Origin of the sequence: Paraburkholderia sp. RAU6.4a, assembly GCF_050435625.1 — a bacterium.
Taxonomy (GTDB): Bacteria; Pseudomonadota; Gammaproteobacteria; order Burkholderiales; family Burkholderiaceae; genus Paraburkholderia; species Paraburkholderia tuberum.
The window spans coordinates 2911151-2927456 of sequence record NZ_JBNDKQ010000003.1 but is presented as its reverse complement, the minus strand read 5'-3'; the positions used below and the strand labels follow the sequence as shown (position 1 = coordinate 2927456).

16 protein-coding genes are annotated in these 16306 nt (G+C 68.0%); 10 read left to right on the top strand and 6 right to left on the bottom strand.

What is annotated here, in order from left to right; all coding sequences use genetic code 11:
• Nucleotides 1–18: 18 nt before the first annotated feature.
• From cobJ to cobG, 4 genes are read right to left on the bottom strand one after another with little or no spacing between them, the layout of a single operon-like run.
• Entirely contained in the window at nucleotides 19–1773 is a 1755-nt protein-coding gene (gene cobJ / locus OKW40_RS38020) for a precorrin-3B C(17)-methyltransferase (protein WP_429494007.1), read from the bottom strand.
• Nucleotides 1770–2513, bottom strand: coding sequence for a precorrin-2 C(20)-methyltransferase (locus OKW40_RS38015; protein WP_429333835.1), 744 nt, complete (start codon nucleotides 2511–2513; stop codon nucleotides 1770–1772). Before OKW40_RS38015 ends, cobJ begins: the two co-directional genes overlap by 4 nt.
• Nucleotides 2514–3140 carry a precorrin-8X methylmutase gene (locus tag OKW40_RS38010; RefSeq protein WP_429333836.1) on the bottom strand — a complete coding sequence of 209 codons (627 nt, stop codon included), beginning with the start codon at nucleotides 3138–3140 and terminating at the stop codon, nucleotides 2514–2516. It lies immediately after the preceding gene.
• Nucleotides 3133–4572, bottom strand: coding sequence for a precorrin-3B synthase (cobG, locus tag OKW40_RS38005; protein ID WP_429493930.1), 1440 nt, complete (start codon nucleotides 4570–4572; stop codon nucleotides 3133–3135). Before cobG ends, OKW40_RS38010 begins: the two co-directional genes overlap by 8 nt.
• A 307-nt stretch (nucleotides 4573–4879) precedes the next feature.
• Here cobG and cbiE point away from each other — a divergent pair, with 307 nt between their 5' ends.
• From cbiE to OKW40_RS37975, 6 genes are all read left to right on the top strand, one after another.
• A complete protein-coding gene (gene cbiE, locus OKW40_RS38000; RefSeq protein ID WP_429493929.1) occupies nucleotides 4880–6103 on the top strand; it encodes a precorrin-6y C5,15-methyltransferase (decarboxylating) subunit CbiE in 1224 nt (407 codons plus the stop codon).
• Nucleotides 6103–7203 carry a cobalt-precorrin-5B (C(1))-methyltransferase gene (locus OKW40_RS37995; RefSeq protein WP_429493928.1) on the top strand — a complete coding sequence of 367 codons (1101 nt, stop codon included), beginning with the start codon at nucleotides 6103–6105 and terminating at the stop codon, nucleotides 7201–7203. Before cbiE ends, OKW40_RS37995 begins: the two co-directional genes overlap by 1 nt.
• Nucleotides 7200–7940: a cobalt-precorrin-6A reductase gene (locus tag OKW40_RS37990; protein ID WP_429493927.1), complete on the top strand. Its 741-nt coding sequence runs from the start codon at nucleotides 7200–7202 to the stop codon at nucleotides 7938–7940. The genes OKW40_RS37995 and OKW40_RS37990 overlap by 4 nt, the downstream gene beginning before the upstream one ends.
• 20 nt (nucleotides 7941–7960) lie before the next feature.
• On the top strand, nucleotides 7961–8689 hold the full coding sequence (gene cobM, locus OKW40_RS37985; protein ID WP_184035399.1) for a precorrin-4 C(11)-methyltransferase: 729 nt from the start codon (nucleotides 7961–7963) through the stop codon (nucleotides 8687–8689).
• A 171-nt stretch (nucleotides 8690–8860) separates the two neighbouring features.
• Entirely contained in the window at nucleotides 8861–9886 is a 1026-nt protein-coding gene (locus tag OKW40_RS37980) for an AraC family transcriptional regulator (RefSeq protein WP_429493926.1), read from the top strand.
• A 2-nt stretch (nucleotides 9887–9888) separates the two neighbouring features.
• Nucleotides 9889–11064 (top strand): alpha/beta hydrolase family protein, encoded by a 1176-nt coding sequence (locus OKW40_RS37975; RefSeq protein WP_429493925.1) that lies wholly within the window; start codon nucleotides 9889–9891, stop codon nucleotides 11062–11064.
• Between the two features lie 37 nt (nucleotides 11065–11101).
• Here OKW40_RS37975 and OKW40_RS37970 read toward each other — a convergent pair whose 3' ends face one another.
• Nucleotides 11102–12802 carry an MDR family MFS transporter gene (locus tag OKW40_RS37970; RefSeq protein ID WP_429493924.1) on the bottom strand — a complete coding sequence of 567 codons (1701 nt, stop codon included), beginning with the start codon at nucleotides 12800–12802 and terminating at the stop codon, nucleotides 11102–11104.
• Between OKW40_RS37970 and OKW40_RS37965 the strand changes: the two genes are divergently transcribed.
• Nucleotides 12801–13076: a DUF1488 domain-containing protein gene (locus OKW40_RS37965; RefSeq protein ID WP_008923225.1), complete on the top strand. Its 276-nt coding sequence runs from the start codon at nucleotides 12801–12803 to the stop codon at nucleotides 13074–13076. The genes OKW40_RS37970 and OKW40_RS37965 overlap by 2 nt on opposite strands.
• A gap of 319 nt (nucleotides 13077–13395) precedes the next feature.
• Nucleotides 13396–14031, top strand: a complete 636-nt coding sequence (locus OKW40_RS37960; RefSeq protein ID WP_090809864.1) for a carbonic anhydrase — start codon at nucleotides 13396–13398, stop codon at nucleotides 14029–14031.
• 109 nt (nucleotides 14032–14140) lie between these two features.
• Here the strand turns inward: OKW40_RS37960 and OKW40_RS37955 are convergent, their stop codons facing one another.
• Nucleotides 14141–14350: a hypothetical protein gene (locus OKW40_RS37955; RefSeq protein WP_429493923.1), complete on the bottom strand. Its 210-nt coding sequence runs from the start codon at nucleotides 14348–14350 to the stop codon at nucleotides 14141–14143.
• On the opposite strand from OKW40_RS37955, the gene OKW40_RS37950 reads away from it, so the two are divergent.
• Both OKW40_RS37950 and OKW40_RS37945 read left to right on the top strand, forming a co-directional pair.
• On the top strand, nucleotides 14349–15248 hold the full coding sequence (locus OKW40_RS37950; protein WP_429493922.1) for a DMT family transporter: 900 nt from the start codon (nucleotides 14349–14351) through the stop codon (nucleotides 15246–15248). The genes OKW40_RS37955 and OKW40_RS37950 overlap by 2 nt on opposite strands.
• Nucleotides 15249–15495: 247 nt before the next feature.
• A complete protein-coding gene (locus OKW40_RS37945; protein ID WP_184060313.1) occupies nucleotides 15496–16290 on the top strand; it encodes a DUF4148 domain-containing protein in 795 nt (264 codons plus the stop codon).
• The last annotated feature ends 16 nt before the right edge of the window (nucleotides 16291–16306 follow it).

The window sequence follows — 16306 nt, the reverse complement described above, 5'->3', positions numbered from 1 at the left end:
CCACCCGGTACGGTCCGCTTACTCGTACCACCGCGGCGTGTACACCCATTGCGCGCCGTGATGACCGCAAGCGAATCTTCTCGTCAGCGACGACCCGACGATCACCATCGTGCGCATATCCACATCGGCCGAGCGAAGCTCGCCGAGCGTCAGCGTGCGCAGCGTGCCGCCGGGCCGGCCGATATCGCGACCCAGCACCACCTGGGTCGATGGCACGCGATACTCCCGCACGATGTCGAGTGCCTTGTCGAGTTGCCACGGACGCGCGCGCGAAATCGGGTTGTAGAACGCCATCACGAGATCGGCTTGCGCCGCATGGCGCAGGCGGGTTTCGATGATCGTCCACGGCTTCAGGTTGTCCGACAGCGACAGCATGCAGAAGTCGTGGCCGAGCGGCGCGCCGGCCTGCGCGGCGGTCGCGAGCGCGGCCGACACGCCCGGCACGATCGATAGTTCGACGGCCGCCCATGCGTCGTTCCGGGAAGCTTCGAGCGCTTCGAGCACGGCGGCGGCCATCGCGAACACGCCGGGGTCGCCCGACGACACCATCACGACCGAGCGGCCTTCGCTCGCGAGCTCGAACGCGTGCCGCGCGCGCTGCATTTCCTCGCGATTGTCGGTGCCGTGCACGCGCTGACCGGCGCGCAGCGGGCCGGCCATTTTCACGTAGGTGTCGTAGCCGAGGATGTCGGTCGCTTCGTTCAACGCGGTGCGCGCGGCCGGGACCATCAGCTCGGCCCGGCCGGGACCGAGGCCGATCACGGTCAGACGGCCGCGGGCACGGCCGAGCGTCGCGGGGTCGATGGCGAGCGGGGAGAGGGCGAGCACGACGTCGGGGTGTGCGTCGTCGTGCAGCGTTTCGTGGGGGACGCGTAGCGCGGTATGCAGCAACCTTGCGGCACTCGATTCGCCCGGTTCGGCGCTGGCATCGGCGAAGCGCAGCGGCACCTCGAGAAGCCTTGCCGCTTGCGCGAGCGCCGGGTCGGCCATGCTCGTCGATGGCGCGAGCAAGGCCGCAAGCGAAAGCATCGCGAGACCCTGCGCGTTCAGTGCCGCGCGCACGCGCGCGACGATCGCGTCGGCGGCATCGGCATCGTCGCTGGCGACAGCCGCCACCACACTGCGCGGATGAATCACGAGCTCGTCTTCACGCCCATCCCACGCGCGCGGCGTCACGCGAATCGCGAGACGCGCCGACGCCGAGCGCGGCAGTTGCGCGTCGTCGAGCCACGGCGCGTCGCCTTCGATGCGCGTGCTTTCGCCCGCGAGCAGATCCGACACGAAGCGCTTGCCCTGACCCAGGTCGGCGAGCGCATAGCCATCGGGCGGATTGAGCACGCAGGTGCCGAAACGCAGCTCGCCGCTCGTCGTGATCGCGGGCTGTACGGCCAACGCCGCGGCGATGTCGCGCGCCATCACGTTGACGCCCGCGAGGCCGCCGAGCAGCGGCACGACCGCGCTGCCGTCCTCGGCGACCGCGAGGACCGGCGGCTCGGCGCCTTTGTTCGACAGCAGCGGCGCGAGGCAGCGAATCACGATGCCGGCCGCGCACAGCGCGACGATCGGCGTGCCGCGCGCATACAGCTCGCGCAGATGCGCGCCGAGTTCGCCGTACGAGACGTCGGCGTCGACGCGCCCTTGCAGCGCATGGACCTGGCAGTCCGTGGCAACGCCGGCCGCGGCATGCGCGCCACGCTCGACATACGACGCCTGAATCCGCCGCGCGGTCGCAAGCGCGCCCGTACCGAGAATCACGATGGCGGGCGCGTTCATCCTTGCCATTTTTGCCCCGGCACGACCAGCAGTGAGAAATACGGCGACGCCATCGGATCGACTTCCGCGAGCGGCACGATGCGCTGATTTCGCATCGTCGCGCGTTCGACGTACAGCGCGCGCTGCGCGAGTCCGAGTTCGTCGAGCACGCGCCGTACCTTGTCGAAATTGCGGCCGAGTTTCATGATGACCGCCGCGTCGGCGTCGGCCAGACGGCGGCGCAATTCATCTTCGGGCAGCACACCCGACAGCACCGACAAGCTCTGGTTGCGATAGACGAGCGGCGCGCCGAGCACCGCCGCGCCGCCGAGCATCGAGCACACGCCGGGCACCACCTCACTGTCGTAGCGCGCCGCGAGCCGGTCGTGCAGATACATGTACGAGCCATAGAAGAACGGATCGCCTTCGCAGATCACCGCGACGTCGCGGCTCGCGTCGAGATGGCCCGCGACGATTTCGGCAGCGGTGTCATAGAAGTCGGCGATGATCGCTTCGTACGACAGCGGTGGTTCGAGTGCTTCGGTGGTGACCGGATAGACGAGCGGCAGATGCTGCTGCGCGTCGTGCAGATGCGCCTCGATGATGCCGAACGCGTTGCCCTTCTTGCCCTTCGCGACGAAATACGCGACCACCGGCGCCGCTTTGAGCAGCCGCAGTGCCTTCAACGTCAGCAATTCCGGGTCACCGGGACCGACGCCGATGCCGTACAGCCGTCCGCGACTCGTTAGCTGGCTCGCCATTTATTCGACCTCCGTCGCAAGCGCGTTGACCGCGGCAGCGGCCATCGCGCTGCCGCCGCGCCGTCCGTGCACGACCACATAGGGGACGCCGCGGCTGTTTTGCGCGAGTGCCGCTTTCGATTCCGCCGCGCCGACGAAGCCGACCGGAAAGCCGAGAATCAGCGCCGGCTTCTGCGCGCCGGCATCGAGCATGTCGAGCAGATGAAACAGCGCGGTCGGTGCATTGCCGATCACGACGACGCTGCCCGCCAGATGCGGGCGCCACAATTCGAGCGCGGCGGCCGAGCGCGTGTTGCCGATTTCGCGCGCGAGCGCGGGCACGTCCGGGTGCGTGAGCGTGCAGATCACTTCGTTGTTCGCGGCCAGCCGCGCGCGCGTGATGCCTTGCGCGACCATCCCCGCATCGCACAGGATCGGCGCGCCTTGCGCGAGCGCGCGGCGGCCCGCGCTGCCGGCGCAGTCGGAGAACGCAAGGTCGTCGATCACGTCGACCATCCCGCACGCGTGGATCACGCGCACCGCGAGCTTTTCGAGGTCGGCGGGGATGCGCGCGAGGTCGGCCTCCGCGCGGATCGTCGCGAACGATTGGCGATAGATCTCCTGACCGTCGCGAATGTAATCAAGCATGTGGAGTACTCCGGGCGAGGCGCGCGAGCAGCGCGGCGGCCTCGTCGATCGTCAGTTGGGGCGCGACGCATTGGCCGAAGCCGGGGCGGCCGTCACGTCGATAAAGGTCGTAGAGGCCGGGCGCGGCGGCGAGCAGCGTGTAGGGCGCGCGATGGGCGGCCGCGCAGGAGCGCGGACAGCCCGTCAGATGCACGTCGACGCCGGCGGGTAAGCGCTCGGCGAGTTGTAGCGCGTCGGTCTTGGTGTCGGCGAGGCCCTTCGCGCAGCCGGCCGAACCGGTGCAGGCGATCACGTGCGTGATGGCCTGCGCGGGATCGCACGCGAGACCGAGTGCGATCAGCTTCGCGAGCACGGCGGGCACCGCCGTCGTCGCGATGTCGGGCAGCAGCACGCTTTGCCATGGCGTCGCGTGCAACCTGCCGTTGCCGTGTTTTTGCGCGAGCGCAGCCAGGGCGCGCAGCGTGGCCGCATCGATCCGGCCGAGTGGTGGTTGGCCGCCGACATGCGACGTGCCGTCGCCGCGCTGCGCGTGCGCGCCGAGCCGCAGCGATGGGTCGGCGGCGATGTGCCGTTGCCAGTGGCTCAGCGATGCGTCGCGCGCGAGCGGGAAATCGACGTAGCGCTGCGCGTGCCGCAGGAGCGCGTCGGCGCAATGCGTGGCGAGCAGGTCGCGCATGCGGGTCGTGTCGGCTGGGGCGAGGTCGAGGAACGTGTGCAACAACGCGCGCAGGAGCGCGGGCACGCGCGACGCCGGCACCGCCGCGAGCGCGCCCGTGCCGTTGGAATCGTGATGGTCGCGCGGGTTCGAGTTCTCGCCTGCCGGAGCCGGGCACCCCGCGAGGCCGAACACGAAGCGCACGCCTTCTTCGTCAGCCGACGCCGCGAGCCACACGTCATGCGGATGATCGACCCGCGCAAGCTGTTCGCCGCCGTCGAGCAGCAGCGCGAATTTCGGCGACAACGCTACCAAGCGCGCATCGCCTTGCAGCAGCGTCAGCAGTTCTCCGCACAGCGGCGTCGTGTCGATCAGCGCGTGCGGATCGCGGCCGGCGGCGGGGCTGATCATCACGTTGCGGACGTCGTCGGCGGAACTGAGCGCGCCGGCCGGTCCAAGCCCCGCGCCGATCAGCGCCGCGCTCAACGCCGCTTCGTGTCCGTTACGCACGCCGCGCAGTTGCAGATTCGCGCGATTGGTCAGCTCGGCGACGCCGTTCGCGTGCCGCGTGCTCGCATCGGCGATCGCGCGTGCCTGCGCCGCGCTCAGCACGCCGCCGGGCAGTTTGATGCGGCAGATGCCGCCGTCGCGTGCGGGGACGATGCGCAGCAACCCCGGACATGCCGAGGACCGCGGTGTCGTGACCGCGTGGGACGAAACGGTGGGAGGCGAAGCTCGATTCAAAGGGGCACCGGGTTTAGCGTCGCGCGACGGCATGGCTGCGGCCTCGCTGCATGCTGCCCGACGAGGGCCGGCGTGAACTGTGCGGCCGAAAGGCGCTTCGGGCCGACCGTGGGCAATGAAAGCGGCCATTATATCTTTACGCTGTGGCCGCAGCGCCTGTTTGCCGGCCATCGCGCGATGCCGGTGATCCCGGCAGCATGGCGCTCCGCCGCGAAGCCGCGGGCCGCATGGCGGCGGTATCATGCGGACTTTCGCAACCGGCGCTCCGAGCCTGTGCAAAGCCGCATGCGTGAGCCGGTGCAATCGCTAAAGAATCGACGCAATTGATGAGGATGGATGCATGTCGGCATGGCTGACCGTAGTGGGCATTGGCGACGACGGCTTCGCCGGTTTGGGGCGGCCCGCGCGGCGTGCGTTGCTGGGCGCGTCGGTCGTGTACGGCGGCGAGCGCCATCTGGCGATGCTGCCCGCGCGGCTCGCCGCGCGCCGTGCCGCATGGCCGCGTCCGTTCGATCTCGCGCCGTTGCTCGCCGAGCGTCCGCACCCGGTGTGCGTGCTCGCGAGCGGCGACCCGATGCTGTTCGGCGTCGGCGCGACGCTCGCGCGGCAGTTGCCGGCCGGCGAGCTGCGCGTGCTGCCGGCGCCGTCGTCGTTGTCGCTCGCGGCCGCGCGGCTCGGCTGGCCGTTGCAGGATGTCGCGACCGTCTCGCTGGTCGGCCGACCGCTTGCCGCGCTGAATGCGCATCTGCGTGACGGCGCGCGCCTGTTCGTGCTGAGCGCGGACGGGCACACGCCCGCGGCACTGGCGGCCTCGCTCGATGCGCGCGGTTTCGGCGCGACTGCCATGACCGTGCTCGAACATCTGGGCGGTGCACGCGAACGGCGTGTCGATGGCCGCGCGGATCAATGGCCGGCCGGCGAGATGGCCGCGCTCAATCTGATCGCGCTCGCGTGCCGCGCGTCGGCGCATGCGCCGCGTCTGCCGCTGACCTGCGGTTTGCCCGACGACGTCTTTATCCACGACGGCCAGTTGACCAAGCGCGACGTGCGCGTCATCACGCTCGCGCGCCTCGCGCCCGCGCCCGGGGAGTTGCTGTGGGACGTCGGCGCGGGCAGCGGTTCGATCGGAATCGAATGGATGCGCGCGCATCCCACGTGTCGCGCAATCGCGATCGAAGCGAACGAAGCGCGGCAGCGCTTCATCGAACAGAATCGCGATGCTTTGGGCGTGCCCGGGCTGCAACTCGTGGCCGGCCGCGCGCCTGACGCGTTGCGGGGACTGCCGGCGCCGCACGCGGTGTTTATTGGCGGTGGGGTGACGGAGCCTGACGTGCTCGACACCTGTTGGACACAACTGCGCGACGGCGGCCGGCTCGTCGCGAACGCGGTGACGCTGCAAGGCGAGGCGGTGCTCGCCGCATGGCGCGAGCGGCATGGCGGTACGCTGACGCGCATCGGACTCGCTCACGCGCAACCGCTCGGCGGCTTCGATACGTGGCGCCAGGCGTTGCCGATCACCCTGCTCGACGTGACCAAACCCGCCAAACCATCGGCCGATTCGTGATGCGCGACGAGACTCCCGAGGAGCCGGCGCCGCTGCGCAGCGGCTATACGACCGGCAGTTGCGCGACCGCGACCTCGCTTGCGGCCGCTCGTCTACTGCTGGCGGGCGAGGTTAGCGAGGTCGCGGAGATCGTGTTGCCAAAGGGCCAGCATGTGCCGATGCGGCTCACGTTCTGCCGCCTTGCCGCGACGGACGGCGAGCGGATCGCCGAAGCCGGCACGATCAAGGATGCCGGCGACGATCCCGACGTGACCCACGGCGCGCTCGTGTTCGCGCGCGTGCGCCTCGTGCCCGGGCCCGGTGTGATCTTTCGCGCGGGGCCGGGCGTCGGCACGGTCACGCGCGCGGGGCTTACATTGCCGGTCGGCGAACCGGCGATCAATCCGGTCCCGCGCCAGATGATCACGCAGCACCTCGTCGAACTCGCCGCGCGCCACGCGTATCGCGGCGGCTTCGAAGTGACGGTCGGCGTCGAAGGCGGCGAAGCGCTCGCGCTGAAAACGATGAACCCGCGACTCGGGATTGTCGGTGGACTGTCGATCCTCGGCACCACCGGCATCGTGCGGCCGTTTTCGTGCTCGGCGTACATCGCGTCGATCCACCAGGGCATCGACGTCGCGCGCGCGAACGGCTATACGCATGTGGCCGCCTGCACCGGCAACGCGAGCGAGGACGCGATGCGCGCGCACTACGGCCTGCCCGATATCGCGCTGATCGAAATGGGCGATTTTGTCGGCGCGGTGCTCAAGCATGTGAAGCGCGCGCCGGTCGAGCGACTGAGCATTTGCGGCGGCTTCGGCAAGCTCAGCAAGCTCGCGGCCGGCCATCTCGATCTGCATAGCCGCAACTCCAGCATCGATCTCGAACAACTCGCCGGCTGGGCTGCCGCGCATGGCGCCGACGCCGCGCTGCAAGCGGCGATGCGCGCGGCCAACACGAGCCAGCAGGCGCTCGCGCTCGCTCACGCGCGGCACGTGCCGCTCGGCGATATCGTCTGTCAGCACGCGTTGGCCGTTGCTCGCGATATCGTGCCGCCGCAGGTCAGCGTCGAAATCTTCGCGATCGACCGGCAGGGCAACATCGTCGGAGTCGCGCGATGACGCGCATCCTGCTGCTCGGCGGCACCGGCGACGCGCTGAAGATCGCGCGCCAACTCGGTCCCGCGCATGTGTACAGTCTCGCGGGACTCGGCAAGGTCCCCGACGACTTGAAGTGCGCGGTGCGCGTCGGCGGTTTCGGCGGCAGCGCGGGTCTGGCGCGTTACCTCGCGAGCGAAGCGATCGGCCTCGTGATCGACGCGACGCATCCGTACGCGGCGCGGATCAGCGCGAATGCCGTCGACGCGTGCCGCGTGGCGAAGGTGCCGTGCTGGGCGCTGCGGCGTCCAGCGTGGCAGCCGCAAGTCGGCGACGACTGGCGCATGGTCGATGACTGGAACGAACTGATCGACACGCTCGCGCCGTTCAGGCGGCCGCTTTTCACGCTCGGGCGCGAACCGCTCGCGCATCTCGACGAGATTGCGCCGCATCAATTCTGGACCGTGCGCGTGCTCGATTCGCATCCGGACACGGCGCGCTCGCGCATCCTCGCGGCGCGCGGACCGTTCACGCTCGACGGCGAACGCGCGCTGTTCGCGCTGCAGGCGTTCGACGTCGTCGTCAGCAAGAACAGCGGCGGCGGCGCGACCGAGGCGAAGCTCGCGGTCGCGCGCGAGCGCGGCTTGCCGGTGATCATGCTGCGACGGCCGGTGTTGCCCGAGGTCGATCGCGAGTTCGCCGGCGTTGCCGATCTTCTCGATGCGTTGCCCGCGCAGGCGAATGCGGATTCGGGTAAGTGAGCAAATAATTGGAGTACTGAATGACAGTGTTTTTTATCGGCGCGGGTCCGGGCGACCCGGAACTGATCACGGTCAAAGGGCAGCGTCTCGTGCGCAGTTGTCCGGTGATCCTGTATGCGGGGTCGCTGGTGCCGGCCGCGGTGCTCGAAGGTCATAGCGCGCAACAGGTGATCAATACCGCGGAGCTCGATCTCGACCAGATCGTCGCGCTGCTCGCGGCGGCGCACGCGAAGGGCCAGCATGTCGCGCGCGTGCATTCGGGCGATCCGTCGCTGTACGGTGCGATCGGCGAGCAGATCCGCCGTTTGCGCGAGCTGGCCATTCCTTACGAAATCGTGCCCGGCGTGACCGCGACGGCCGCATGCGCGGCGGCGCTCGGCTGCGAGTTGACGCTGCCCGGCGTGTCGCAGACGCTGATCCTCACGCGCTACGCGAGCAAAACGTCGATGCCCGAAGGCGAGCAGTTGGGCGATCTCGCGCGGCATCGCGCGACGCTGGCGATTCACCTCGGCGTGCGGCATCTCGCGCGCATCGTGGATGAGTTGCGGCCGCATTACGGCGGCGCGTGTCCGATCGCGGTGATCTATCGCGCGAGTTGGCCCGACGAGGAAAAGATCACTGGCACGCTCGACGATATCGTCGCGAAGGTGCAGGGCAGCGCGATCGAGCGCACCGCGCTGATTCTGGTCGGCCAGGTGCTGGCCGCCGAAGGGTTCGCCGATTCGACGCTGTATGCGAAGGGCAGTTGACGGCGCCGTGAAAGCCGTTCTGGCGTCAGGAAGCCGCTTGGGTTGTCGATCATAATGTGACGCAGCGCGCGAGCCTGGCCGCCCGTCGGCTGGCAAAACGCGAAGCGCGAAAACGCGAAAATCCGCAAGTTCTGCACCGCCTCGCGGCGCGCAGACCGCTATCGTGGCGCCATGATGAAGCCCAGCACCGAACGTGATTACCGTCGACGGATCGCTCGCGTGGTCGAGGCCATTCTGGTCGAGCCCGGCGCGCGACACACGCTCGACAGCCTCGCGGCCATCGCGCATATGTCGCCGTATCACTTCCATCGGATTTATCGCGCGTTGATGGGCGAGAGCGTCGGCGACACCGTCAAGCGTCTGCGGCTCGCCGAGGCGGCCCAGCGGTTGACCGACGCCGCGCAGGTCACCGCGGTCGCGCACGACGCCGGCTACGACAGTCCCCAAGCGTTCGCGCGTGCGTTTCGCGATTTCACCGGTGTGTCGCCGAGCGAATTCAGGACCCGGCAGCGGCATCTGGTGGCGAATCCGGCGGTTTCGACAGCTTCGGCGCGGACCCTGCGAACGGCGCAAGCGCGCATCGCGCAGCGAGGCGACGGCGATGGCGACGGCGCCCGCATTCACGATGGCGTCGACGATAACTGTGACGAAAGCACCGAAAGCCAAAGCCCGCCTGCGCTGCCGTCCGTCGAAGTCACCGAGCTCGCGCCGCTCGACGTGCTATGCCTTCGCCATGACGGCCCGATCGCGACGATCGGCCAGACCTTCCACACGCTGATGACGACGCTGCGCTGTGACGAGAACCCGCTGTTGCAACAGCGCGTCGGCATTTGCGTGCGCGATCCGTCGATGGCTGGCGGGTTTTGCTATCACGCGGCAATTGTCGCGGGCTCGCAGGCGGCGTTGAGCGGTGCGATGGAGCGGCTCGACGAAGCCGCGCAACGCCCGCGTGTTGCCGGGCCGCCGCCGGGCATCGAGCCGCTGCGGCTCGAAGGCGGGCTGTATGCGGTGCACCGCCTCGTCGGCCCTTATGCGCTGATCTCGCCCACTTTCAGGGCGCTGTACAGCGGCTGGCTGCCGCGCAGCGGCTACCGGCGCGATCAGCGGCCGGGGCTGGAACTGTATCGAAGCACGCCCGATCGCGGCGCGCAACATCCCTGCGTCACCGATCTGCTGATCCCCATTTGCGAGAACTAACCATGATGCGTCGAGGTTGTGCCGCGCTGTCGAGCGCGGTGGTGGTGTCGTTGACCGCGGCGTTGTCAGGGGTGCTGTCTGGCGCGATGTGGGCTTCGTTGCCGGCGAACGCCATCGCGCAAACCGCCTCCGCCGGCTGGCATGTCGGCGAAACGAGCCGCGTATTTCACCCCGCCGTGGCCCGCAACTGGCGCGGCGCGCAAACGCAGGCGCTGATCACGCGCATCTGGTACCCGGCCGATGCGGCGCAACCCGAGACGCCTCACGATATCGGCGCGCCGGGCCATCCGATGTTCGTCGGCCACGCGGCCGCCGACGATGCCCCGCTGTCCGCCGCGCAGCCCAAATACCCGTTGCTGCTGCTATCGCACGGCACCGGCGGCAGCGCGGACAGTCTCGACTGGCTCGCGGCCTCGCTGGCCGCGCAGGGCTATATCGTCGCGGGCGTCAATCATCCGGGTAACAACGCGCTGGAGCCGCGCACGCGCGACGGCTTCATCCTCTGGTGGGAGCGCGCGACCGATTTGAGCGAAGTGCTCGACGGGGTGCTCGCGGACCCGCGTTTCGGTCCGCGCGTCGACACGACGCGGATCGGCGCGCTGGGCTTTTCGCTCGGCGGCTATACGGTGCTCGAAGTCGCGGGCGCACGGACCGATCGCGCGGCGCTGGAGCGCTTCTGCACGTCGCCCGAAGCCGATGCGATCTGCTCGCCGCCCGAAGCCGCCAATCTCGCGCACGCGCCGGGCACGCCGGCGCTAACGGTCGAGGGGCTATCGGCGGAAACGAACGCATCGCGCGCGCGCTCGGGCGACTCGTATCGCGATCCGCGCGTCAAAGCCGCGTTCGCGATCGCGCCCGCGCTCGGCGAGGCATTCAACAGTTCGTCGTTCAAGGAAGTGACGATTCCGGTCGCGCTGCTGGCGGGCGAGGCGGACACGACCGCGCCGGTCAACACCAACATTCACCGCATCGCGGGCTTCATGCCGCAAGCGACGGTGACGATGGTGCCGGGCGCCTCGCACTATACGTTCATGGATGTGTGCGAGTCCGAGGCGATGGAGCGTCTGGCGCCGATCTGCAAGGACGGGCCGGGTGTCGATCGCGCCGCGATTCATGCGCGAACCGCGGCACAGGTGCGTGATTTCTTCGCGGCGACGCTGCCGGCGGGCGGCCCGTAGCGCTCGCGAACGCACGTGGTTCGCGACGCCGCGCGACTCAGTCCTCGAGCGGCGACAAGGCCTTGAGTGGTGCCGGCTTGTCGTCGCCGAATCGGATCGTTGGGACCAGCGCGAGCAGCGCGACCACGAATAGCGCGATCACGAACATCGACACGAAGGTCAGATGCAGCGACTGGTGCAGCACGAGCCGGACCAGATCGCTGTCGCCGAGATCGGCGGCGCGGTTCTGCAACAGCGCCTTCAACTGATCCGACGTGACCGTCGCGACGCCCTGCGAATGACTGAGCCCGAAGTTCAGCACCGCGCCGAACAGCGTCGCGCCGAGCGTGCTGCCGAGATTGCGCGAAAACAGGTTCGACGCGGTCGCGCTGCCGCGTTCGTCCATCCTGACGATCTCCTGGATCAGCACGAGCGAACTGACGCTCGACGTCCCCATGCCAAAGCCCATGATCAGCGACGCGAACCCGGCGACGAGCGGCGACGCGCCCGGCGACAGCAACAGCAGCAGCACCGCGCCGAGCGGCACGAACGCGCTGCCGCAGATCAGGATGCGCCGCAAACCGAGCCGGTGAAACGACTTCGCCGCGAACGTCGCGCCGGTGGGCCAGCCGACCATCATCATCGTCAGCGCGAGGCCGGCCACCACGGGCGAACGATGCAGCACGCCCTGCACGTACATCGGCAGGAACGTGGTCGCGCCCATCAGGATCATGCCGGCCAGCACCGTCGCGCTGTTGCATGCGGCGATCGGGCGGCGGCTCCATAGCGCGAACGAGATCATCGGTTCGGCCGCGCGACGCTCCTGCAGCACGAACAGCAGCACGCACAGTACGAAGACGCCGGCTGCGAACGAGGCTGGCGCCAACGCGTCGTCGCCGGCGTAGGTCAGCGCCATCATCAGCGCTGCGATCGCGGCCATGAACAGCGCGGCGCCGGCGAAGTCGATGGACGGCCGCGCGTGCCGTTCCGATTCGCGCAGGAACGCGATGAAGCCCGCCGCCGACGCGAGCCCGATCGGCACGTTCATCCAGAAGATCCACGCCCACGACAGGTTGTGAATGATGAAGCCGCCGACCATCGGGCCCACGACCGCCGAAATCGCCCACACGCTCGCGAGATAACCCTGCACCTTGCCGCGTTCGCGTGCCGGGTACAGATCGGCGACGACGGTCAGCGTGACCGGCTGGATTGCGCCCGCGCCGATCCCCTGGATCAGGCGGAACACGATCATCGCCGGCATCGACCACGCGAAGCCGGCGAGCACCGAGCCGACGAGAAAGATCGCGATGCCCGCGAGGATCACGGGCTTGCGCCCATAGAGGTCGGCGAGCTTGCCGAACACCACGGTCATCGCGGTCTGCGTGAGCAGGAACGACGAGAACACCCAACTGTATAAATGCAGGTCGCCGAGTTGCGAGACGATCTGCGGCATCGCGGTCGACACGATGGTCGCTTCGATCGCGACCATCGCCATCGAGGCCATCACGGCGGCGATCACGAGCGGGCGTGAAGATTGAGTATTGCGGGACATGAAGGGCGTAGTATCGATATGTTGAATGCGTCGACGGCCCGGAGGAGGCCTTGCTGCGACGCATCGGCGCGGCCGCGCGTGGCGGCCGGTCAGGAGTATGCACCTTGCGGAGAATGCGCGCTCGCGCCCGGGCAGCCGGCGAGCCGGCCGGATTGGGCACGACCGTTGCGTATTCGGATTTCCCTTTGACACACGGAGGACAATCATGAGGATCGAATTCACCGGACGCCGGGAAGTGGTGGCTGCTGCGCGCGTCGCCTACGAGGCCAATGTGGACGGGAAGGACGTATGGTGCAGCGTGTCGCTCGACGCGCTCAATGACCATTTCGGCAATGGCAGCCTCGGCAACGGCGCCCCGTCTGCTCACGATCTGGTGGGAGCGTTCGAGGCGAACCGCGCCCGCATTGAAAATGCTACGCGGCGGGTGCTCGAACGCAACGGGGGACGGTCCGTGGAGCTCGAGACGCGCGACTTCGATTGAGCGACCCGCTTGCTTGTATCGGGTCAAGCGATTCGTGCCGCGGTGGAAAGGACTCTTCCAGCGCGGCGACTATATCCGCGACGTCGGCGCGGCTACAGTATCGACGCACACACCGCTTAACGCGTGTGAGCGAGAGAGTTGGACCCGGCTGCCGGCAGCCGGGTCTTTTTTTATGGCGCGTGCGAGCATTCCATTATTTCGCTGGCAGTTCGCCGCAGGAGCGTCCGACGATTAGCACGGTGATTCGCGCGACGATTGAAAGGCTGCGGTATAGTCGCGGCAACTTTAAATCCGTCTCTTCGATTCTCTGGAGAATATCGTGCAGGAAATCATCGAAGGTCTGATCCGCTTTCAACGCGAGGTCTTTCCACAGCAAAGCGCACTCTTCAAGCGTTTGTCGACCGCGCAGAATCCCAGCACGCTCTTCGTGACCTGTTCGGACAGCCGCGTGGTGCCGGAACTGCTGACGCAGACCGAACCGGGGTCGCTGTTCGTGATCCGCAACGCGGGCAACATCGTGCCGTCGTACGGTCCGGAGCCTGGCGGCGTGTCGGCGACCGTCGAATATGCGATTGCCGTGCTCGGCGTGACCGACATCGTGATCTGCGGCCATTCGAACTGCGGCGCGATGACGGCGATCTCGAGCTGCACGAATCTGGAGCACATGCCGGCGGTCGCGAGCTGGCTGCGTCACGCGGATGCGGCGAAGGCGATCAACGCGTCGCGCCACTACTGCTCGGATGCGGAGCGTCTCGAGGCGCTGGTCAAGGACAACGTGATCGCGCAGCTCAGCAACATCCGCACGCATCCGTCGGTGGCGGTCGGGCTCGTGAACAAGACGCTGCGGCTGCACGGCTGGATCTTCAATATCGAAAGCGGTGAAATGCTTGCGCTCGACGGCAAGACCGGTAACTTCTTGCCGCTTGCGGATAATCGGGAAATTTGTGCGAGTTGAAGTGGCATTAAAACGGGTTTTAGTTTGAAGGATTAACACCCGGCTTGCTAAAAGCCGGCGCGGCGGCGCGGTTTCAACCCCACCGCGCCGCCCGCCACAACCATCCCTATCAGCTCGACGTCACCAGCGAATCCGACGGCACGATCTTCAACACACCAGGGCTCTTCGCAGCCGGGTTCGACCACAGCAGATGCATGCTCGCTGCGCCCGTGCCGTGCAAGTACTCGACCTTGATCGACGCCCTGATTTGCCCAAGTGGGCGCGAGGGAGCGCGGGCATAATCCTGTTTTCCATCACCCACGCCCACCGAACCGTCCATGCCGCCCGTCGCCGCCGTCCGCCCGAGCGCCGTACCGTTGCGCAGCGTCGCGCTGATCCTCGTGTCGATGTTCTGCTTCGCGCTCGTCGACGCCCTCGCGAAATCGCTTGCGCTCGCCTATCCGGCCAACGAGGTCACGTTCTTCCGCATGCTGTTCGGTCTGTTCCCGGCCCTCGCGATGTGCCTGCGCGGCAAGCCGCTCGCCACGCGCTTGCGGCAACTGGACGTGCGCGGGCAGACCCTGCGCGCGCTGACGCTGCTCGGCGCATCGGGTCTGTTCTTTGCGGGGCTGCCGTATATGCCGCTCAGCGAGGCGGTCGCGATCGTCTATTCGGAGACCTTGCTCGTGATCGTGCTGGCGCCGCTGCTGTTGCACGAAACGCTCAAGCCGCGCGACGCGCTGGCCGCGGCGGTCGGTTTCGCCGGCATGCTGCTCGTGGTGCGCCCTGACGGCTCGCATGCGAGCTGGCTCGGGCCTGCGCTGCTGATCGCGAGTGCGTTGTGCGGCGCGCTGTCGATCATCCAGATCAAGCGCATCAAAGCCAGCGACGATTCGGGCACGACCGTGCTGTACTTCACGCTGATCGGCACGGCCGTCATGGGCGCGTCGCTGGTCTTCGCATGGCGCACACCGTCGTTCGATGCGCTCGCGATCATGGCGCTGCTCGGCGCGCTTGCGACGGCGGGCCAGTTGCTGATGACGATGGCATTCCGCGATGCCGATGCCGGCGCGCTCGCGCCGTACAACTACACGAGCATCGTGTGGGCCGCGCTGTTCGGCTACCTGGTGTGGGGCGAGACGATCGGCGCAATATCGATGCTCGGTATCGCGTTGATCGTCGGCAGTTCGATCGCCGTCGCGATGCGCGGCAAGCCCGAGGAAGGGCCGCTCGTGTGAGCTGCGCTTGCGTCGCTGAAAACAGGGTCGAAGGTGGCGCAGGAAGAACCGCTTGGGACTCCGATCAAGGCGCGCGTTTGAACGGAAGAATACCCGTCGGTTTCGGACACATCCCCGACCAGATCCGCCGATTCGTCTGTTGTTGGGTCTAAAAAGGAAAACACTGTCATTCGGATCGCCCACACTTCGACTAACGGGGCGGTCGATCGGTTGGAATGGGGAGCGTGCCTTGTATAGCGAACCGAGAATGATCGTGTTGATGGGCCTCGTCTTCGGCGCGGTGACGATCGGGGCCTATGTGTCGCAGCTGGACAACGACTGGTCGTCCGGTCGGGACGTGAGTCTCGTCGCCGACGGCGGACGGGGTGTCAGCGCGACGGCGGCGGCGGCGGGGCAGAGCGAAGGCCGGCCCGGCGCGGCGACGGTCGCGCCGGCAACGCGCCGCCATGCGCTGCGCGACGACGTGGCCGCCTTGCGGGCTCAGCCGGCCGCGTCGATTGGAGCGCAGGCGGGCGATGCTCTGGCCATCGCCGCGCTACAGTTCGCGCGGGAGTCGAACAAGGCGCAGCAACAGCCGCACCCGCAGCCGCAGCCGCAGCAGACGAGTTTGCCGCCGCAGCCTGCGGTGACTTCGAACTGGACCCAGGCGCCACCCACGGCAAAGACCGGGCACGCACACCATAGCCGCGTTGCGTCGGGTACCACGACGAAACCGCACTCAGCGCAAAGTGTTGCGACGACATCGGGTAGTCATGCGCGGGGCGGCAGCCACCGGAAAAGTTCTACTGCTGAGCGGTCTGGGAAGAAAGCGGCCAGCGTCGTGCCAGAGGCGCGGCCGTTGCCGCAATATGCAACGCAAGGCGTCGAGTCGCCATGGTCGATGCCGCGCGCGGGGCTGACCAGCCAGTCCGCAACTCAGGCGGTCGCCAGCAACGGCCCCAAAACCCGCGCCGAAGTAGAGGCCGAACTCGTGCGCGCGCGTGAGAACGGCACGATGCCCGCGTTCGGCAGACCCGAGCCATCGGGACCTGGGGCGCACTGAAGCGGGCCTCGCGCCG

Bases quoted from the DNA above. Each gene is read 5' to 3' on its own strand.
- OKW40_RS37970 (WP_429493924.1), bottom strand. From the start codon at position 12,802: ATGATTGTCCTCCGTGTGTCAAAGGGAAATCCGAATACGCAACGGTCG.
- OKW40_RS38015 (WP_429333835.1), bottom strand. From the start codon at position 2,513: ATGGCGAGCCAGCTAACGAGTCGCGGACGGCTGTACGGCATCGGCGTC.
- cobG (WP_429493930.1), bottom strand. From the start codon at position 4,572: ATGCCGTCGCGCGACGCTAAACCCGGTGCCCCTTTGAATCGAGCTTCG.
- OKW40_RS37955 (WP_429493923.1), bottom strand. From the start codon at position 14,350: ATGGACGGTTCGGTGGGCGTGGGTGATGGAAAACAGGATTATGCCCGC.
- cobJ (WP_429494007.1), bottom strand. From the start codon at position 1,773: ATGAACGCGCCCGCCATCGTGATTCTCGGTACGGGCGCGCTTGCGACC.
- OKW40_RS37995 (WP_429493928.1), top strand. From the start codon at position 6,103: ATGCGCGACGAGACTCCCGAGGAGCCGGCGCCGCTGCGCAGCGGCTAT.
- OKW40_RS37965 (WP_008923225.1), top strand. From the start codon at position 12,801: ATGAGGATCGAATTCACCGGACGCCGGGAAGTGGTGGCTGCTGCGCGC.
- OKW40_RS37945 (WP_184060313.1), top strand. From the start codon at position 15,496: ATGATCGTGTTGATGGGCCTCGTCTTCGGCGCGGTGACGATCGGGGCC.
- OKW40_RS37950 (WP_429493922.1), top strand. From the start codon at position 14,349: ATGCCGCCCGTCGCCGCCGTCCGCCCGAGCGCCGTACCGTTGCGCAGC.
- OKW40_RS37990 (WP_429493927.1), top strand. From the start codon at position 7,200: ATGACGCGCATCCTGCTGCTCGGCGGCACCGGCGACGCGCTGAAGATC.
- cbiE (WP_429493929.1), top strand. From the start codon at position 4,880: ATGTCGGCATGGCTGACCGTAGTGGGCATTGGCGACGACGGCTTCGCC.
- OKW40_RS38010 (WP_429333836.1), bottom strand. From the start codon at position 3,140: ATGCTTGATTACATTCGCGACGGTCAGGAGATCTATCGCCAATCGTTC.
- OKW40_RS37975 (WP_429493925.1), top strand. From the start codon at position 9,889: ATGATGCGTCGAGGTTGTGCCGCGCTGTCGAGCGCGGTGGTGGTGTCG.
- cobM (WP_184035399.1), top strand. From the start codon at position 7,961: ATGACAGTGTTTTTTATCGGCGCGGGTCCGGGCGACCCGGAACTGATC.
- OKW40_RS37980 (WP_429493926.1), top strand. From the start codon at position 8,861: ATGATGAAGCCCAGCACCGAACGTGATTACCGTCGACGGATCGCTCGC.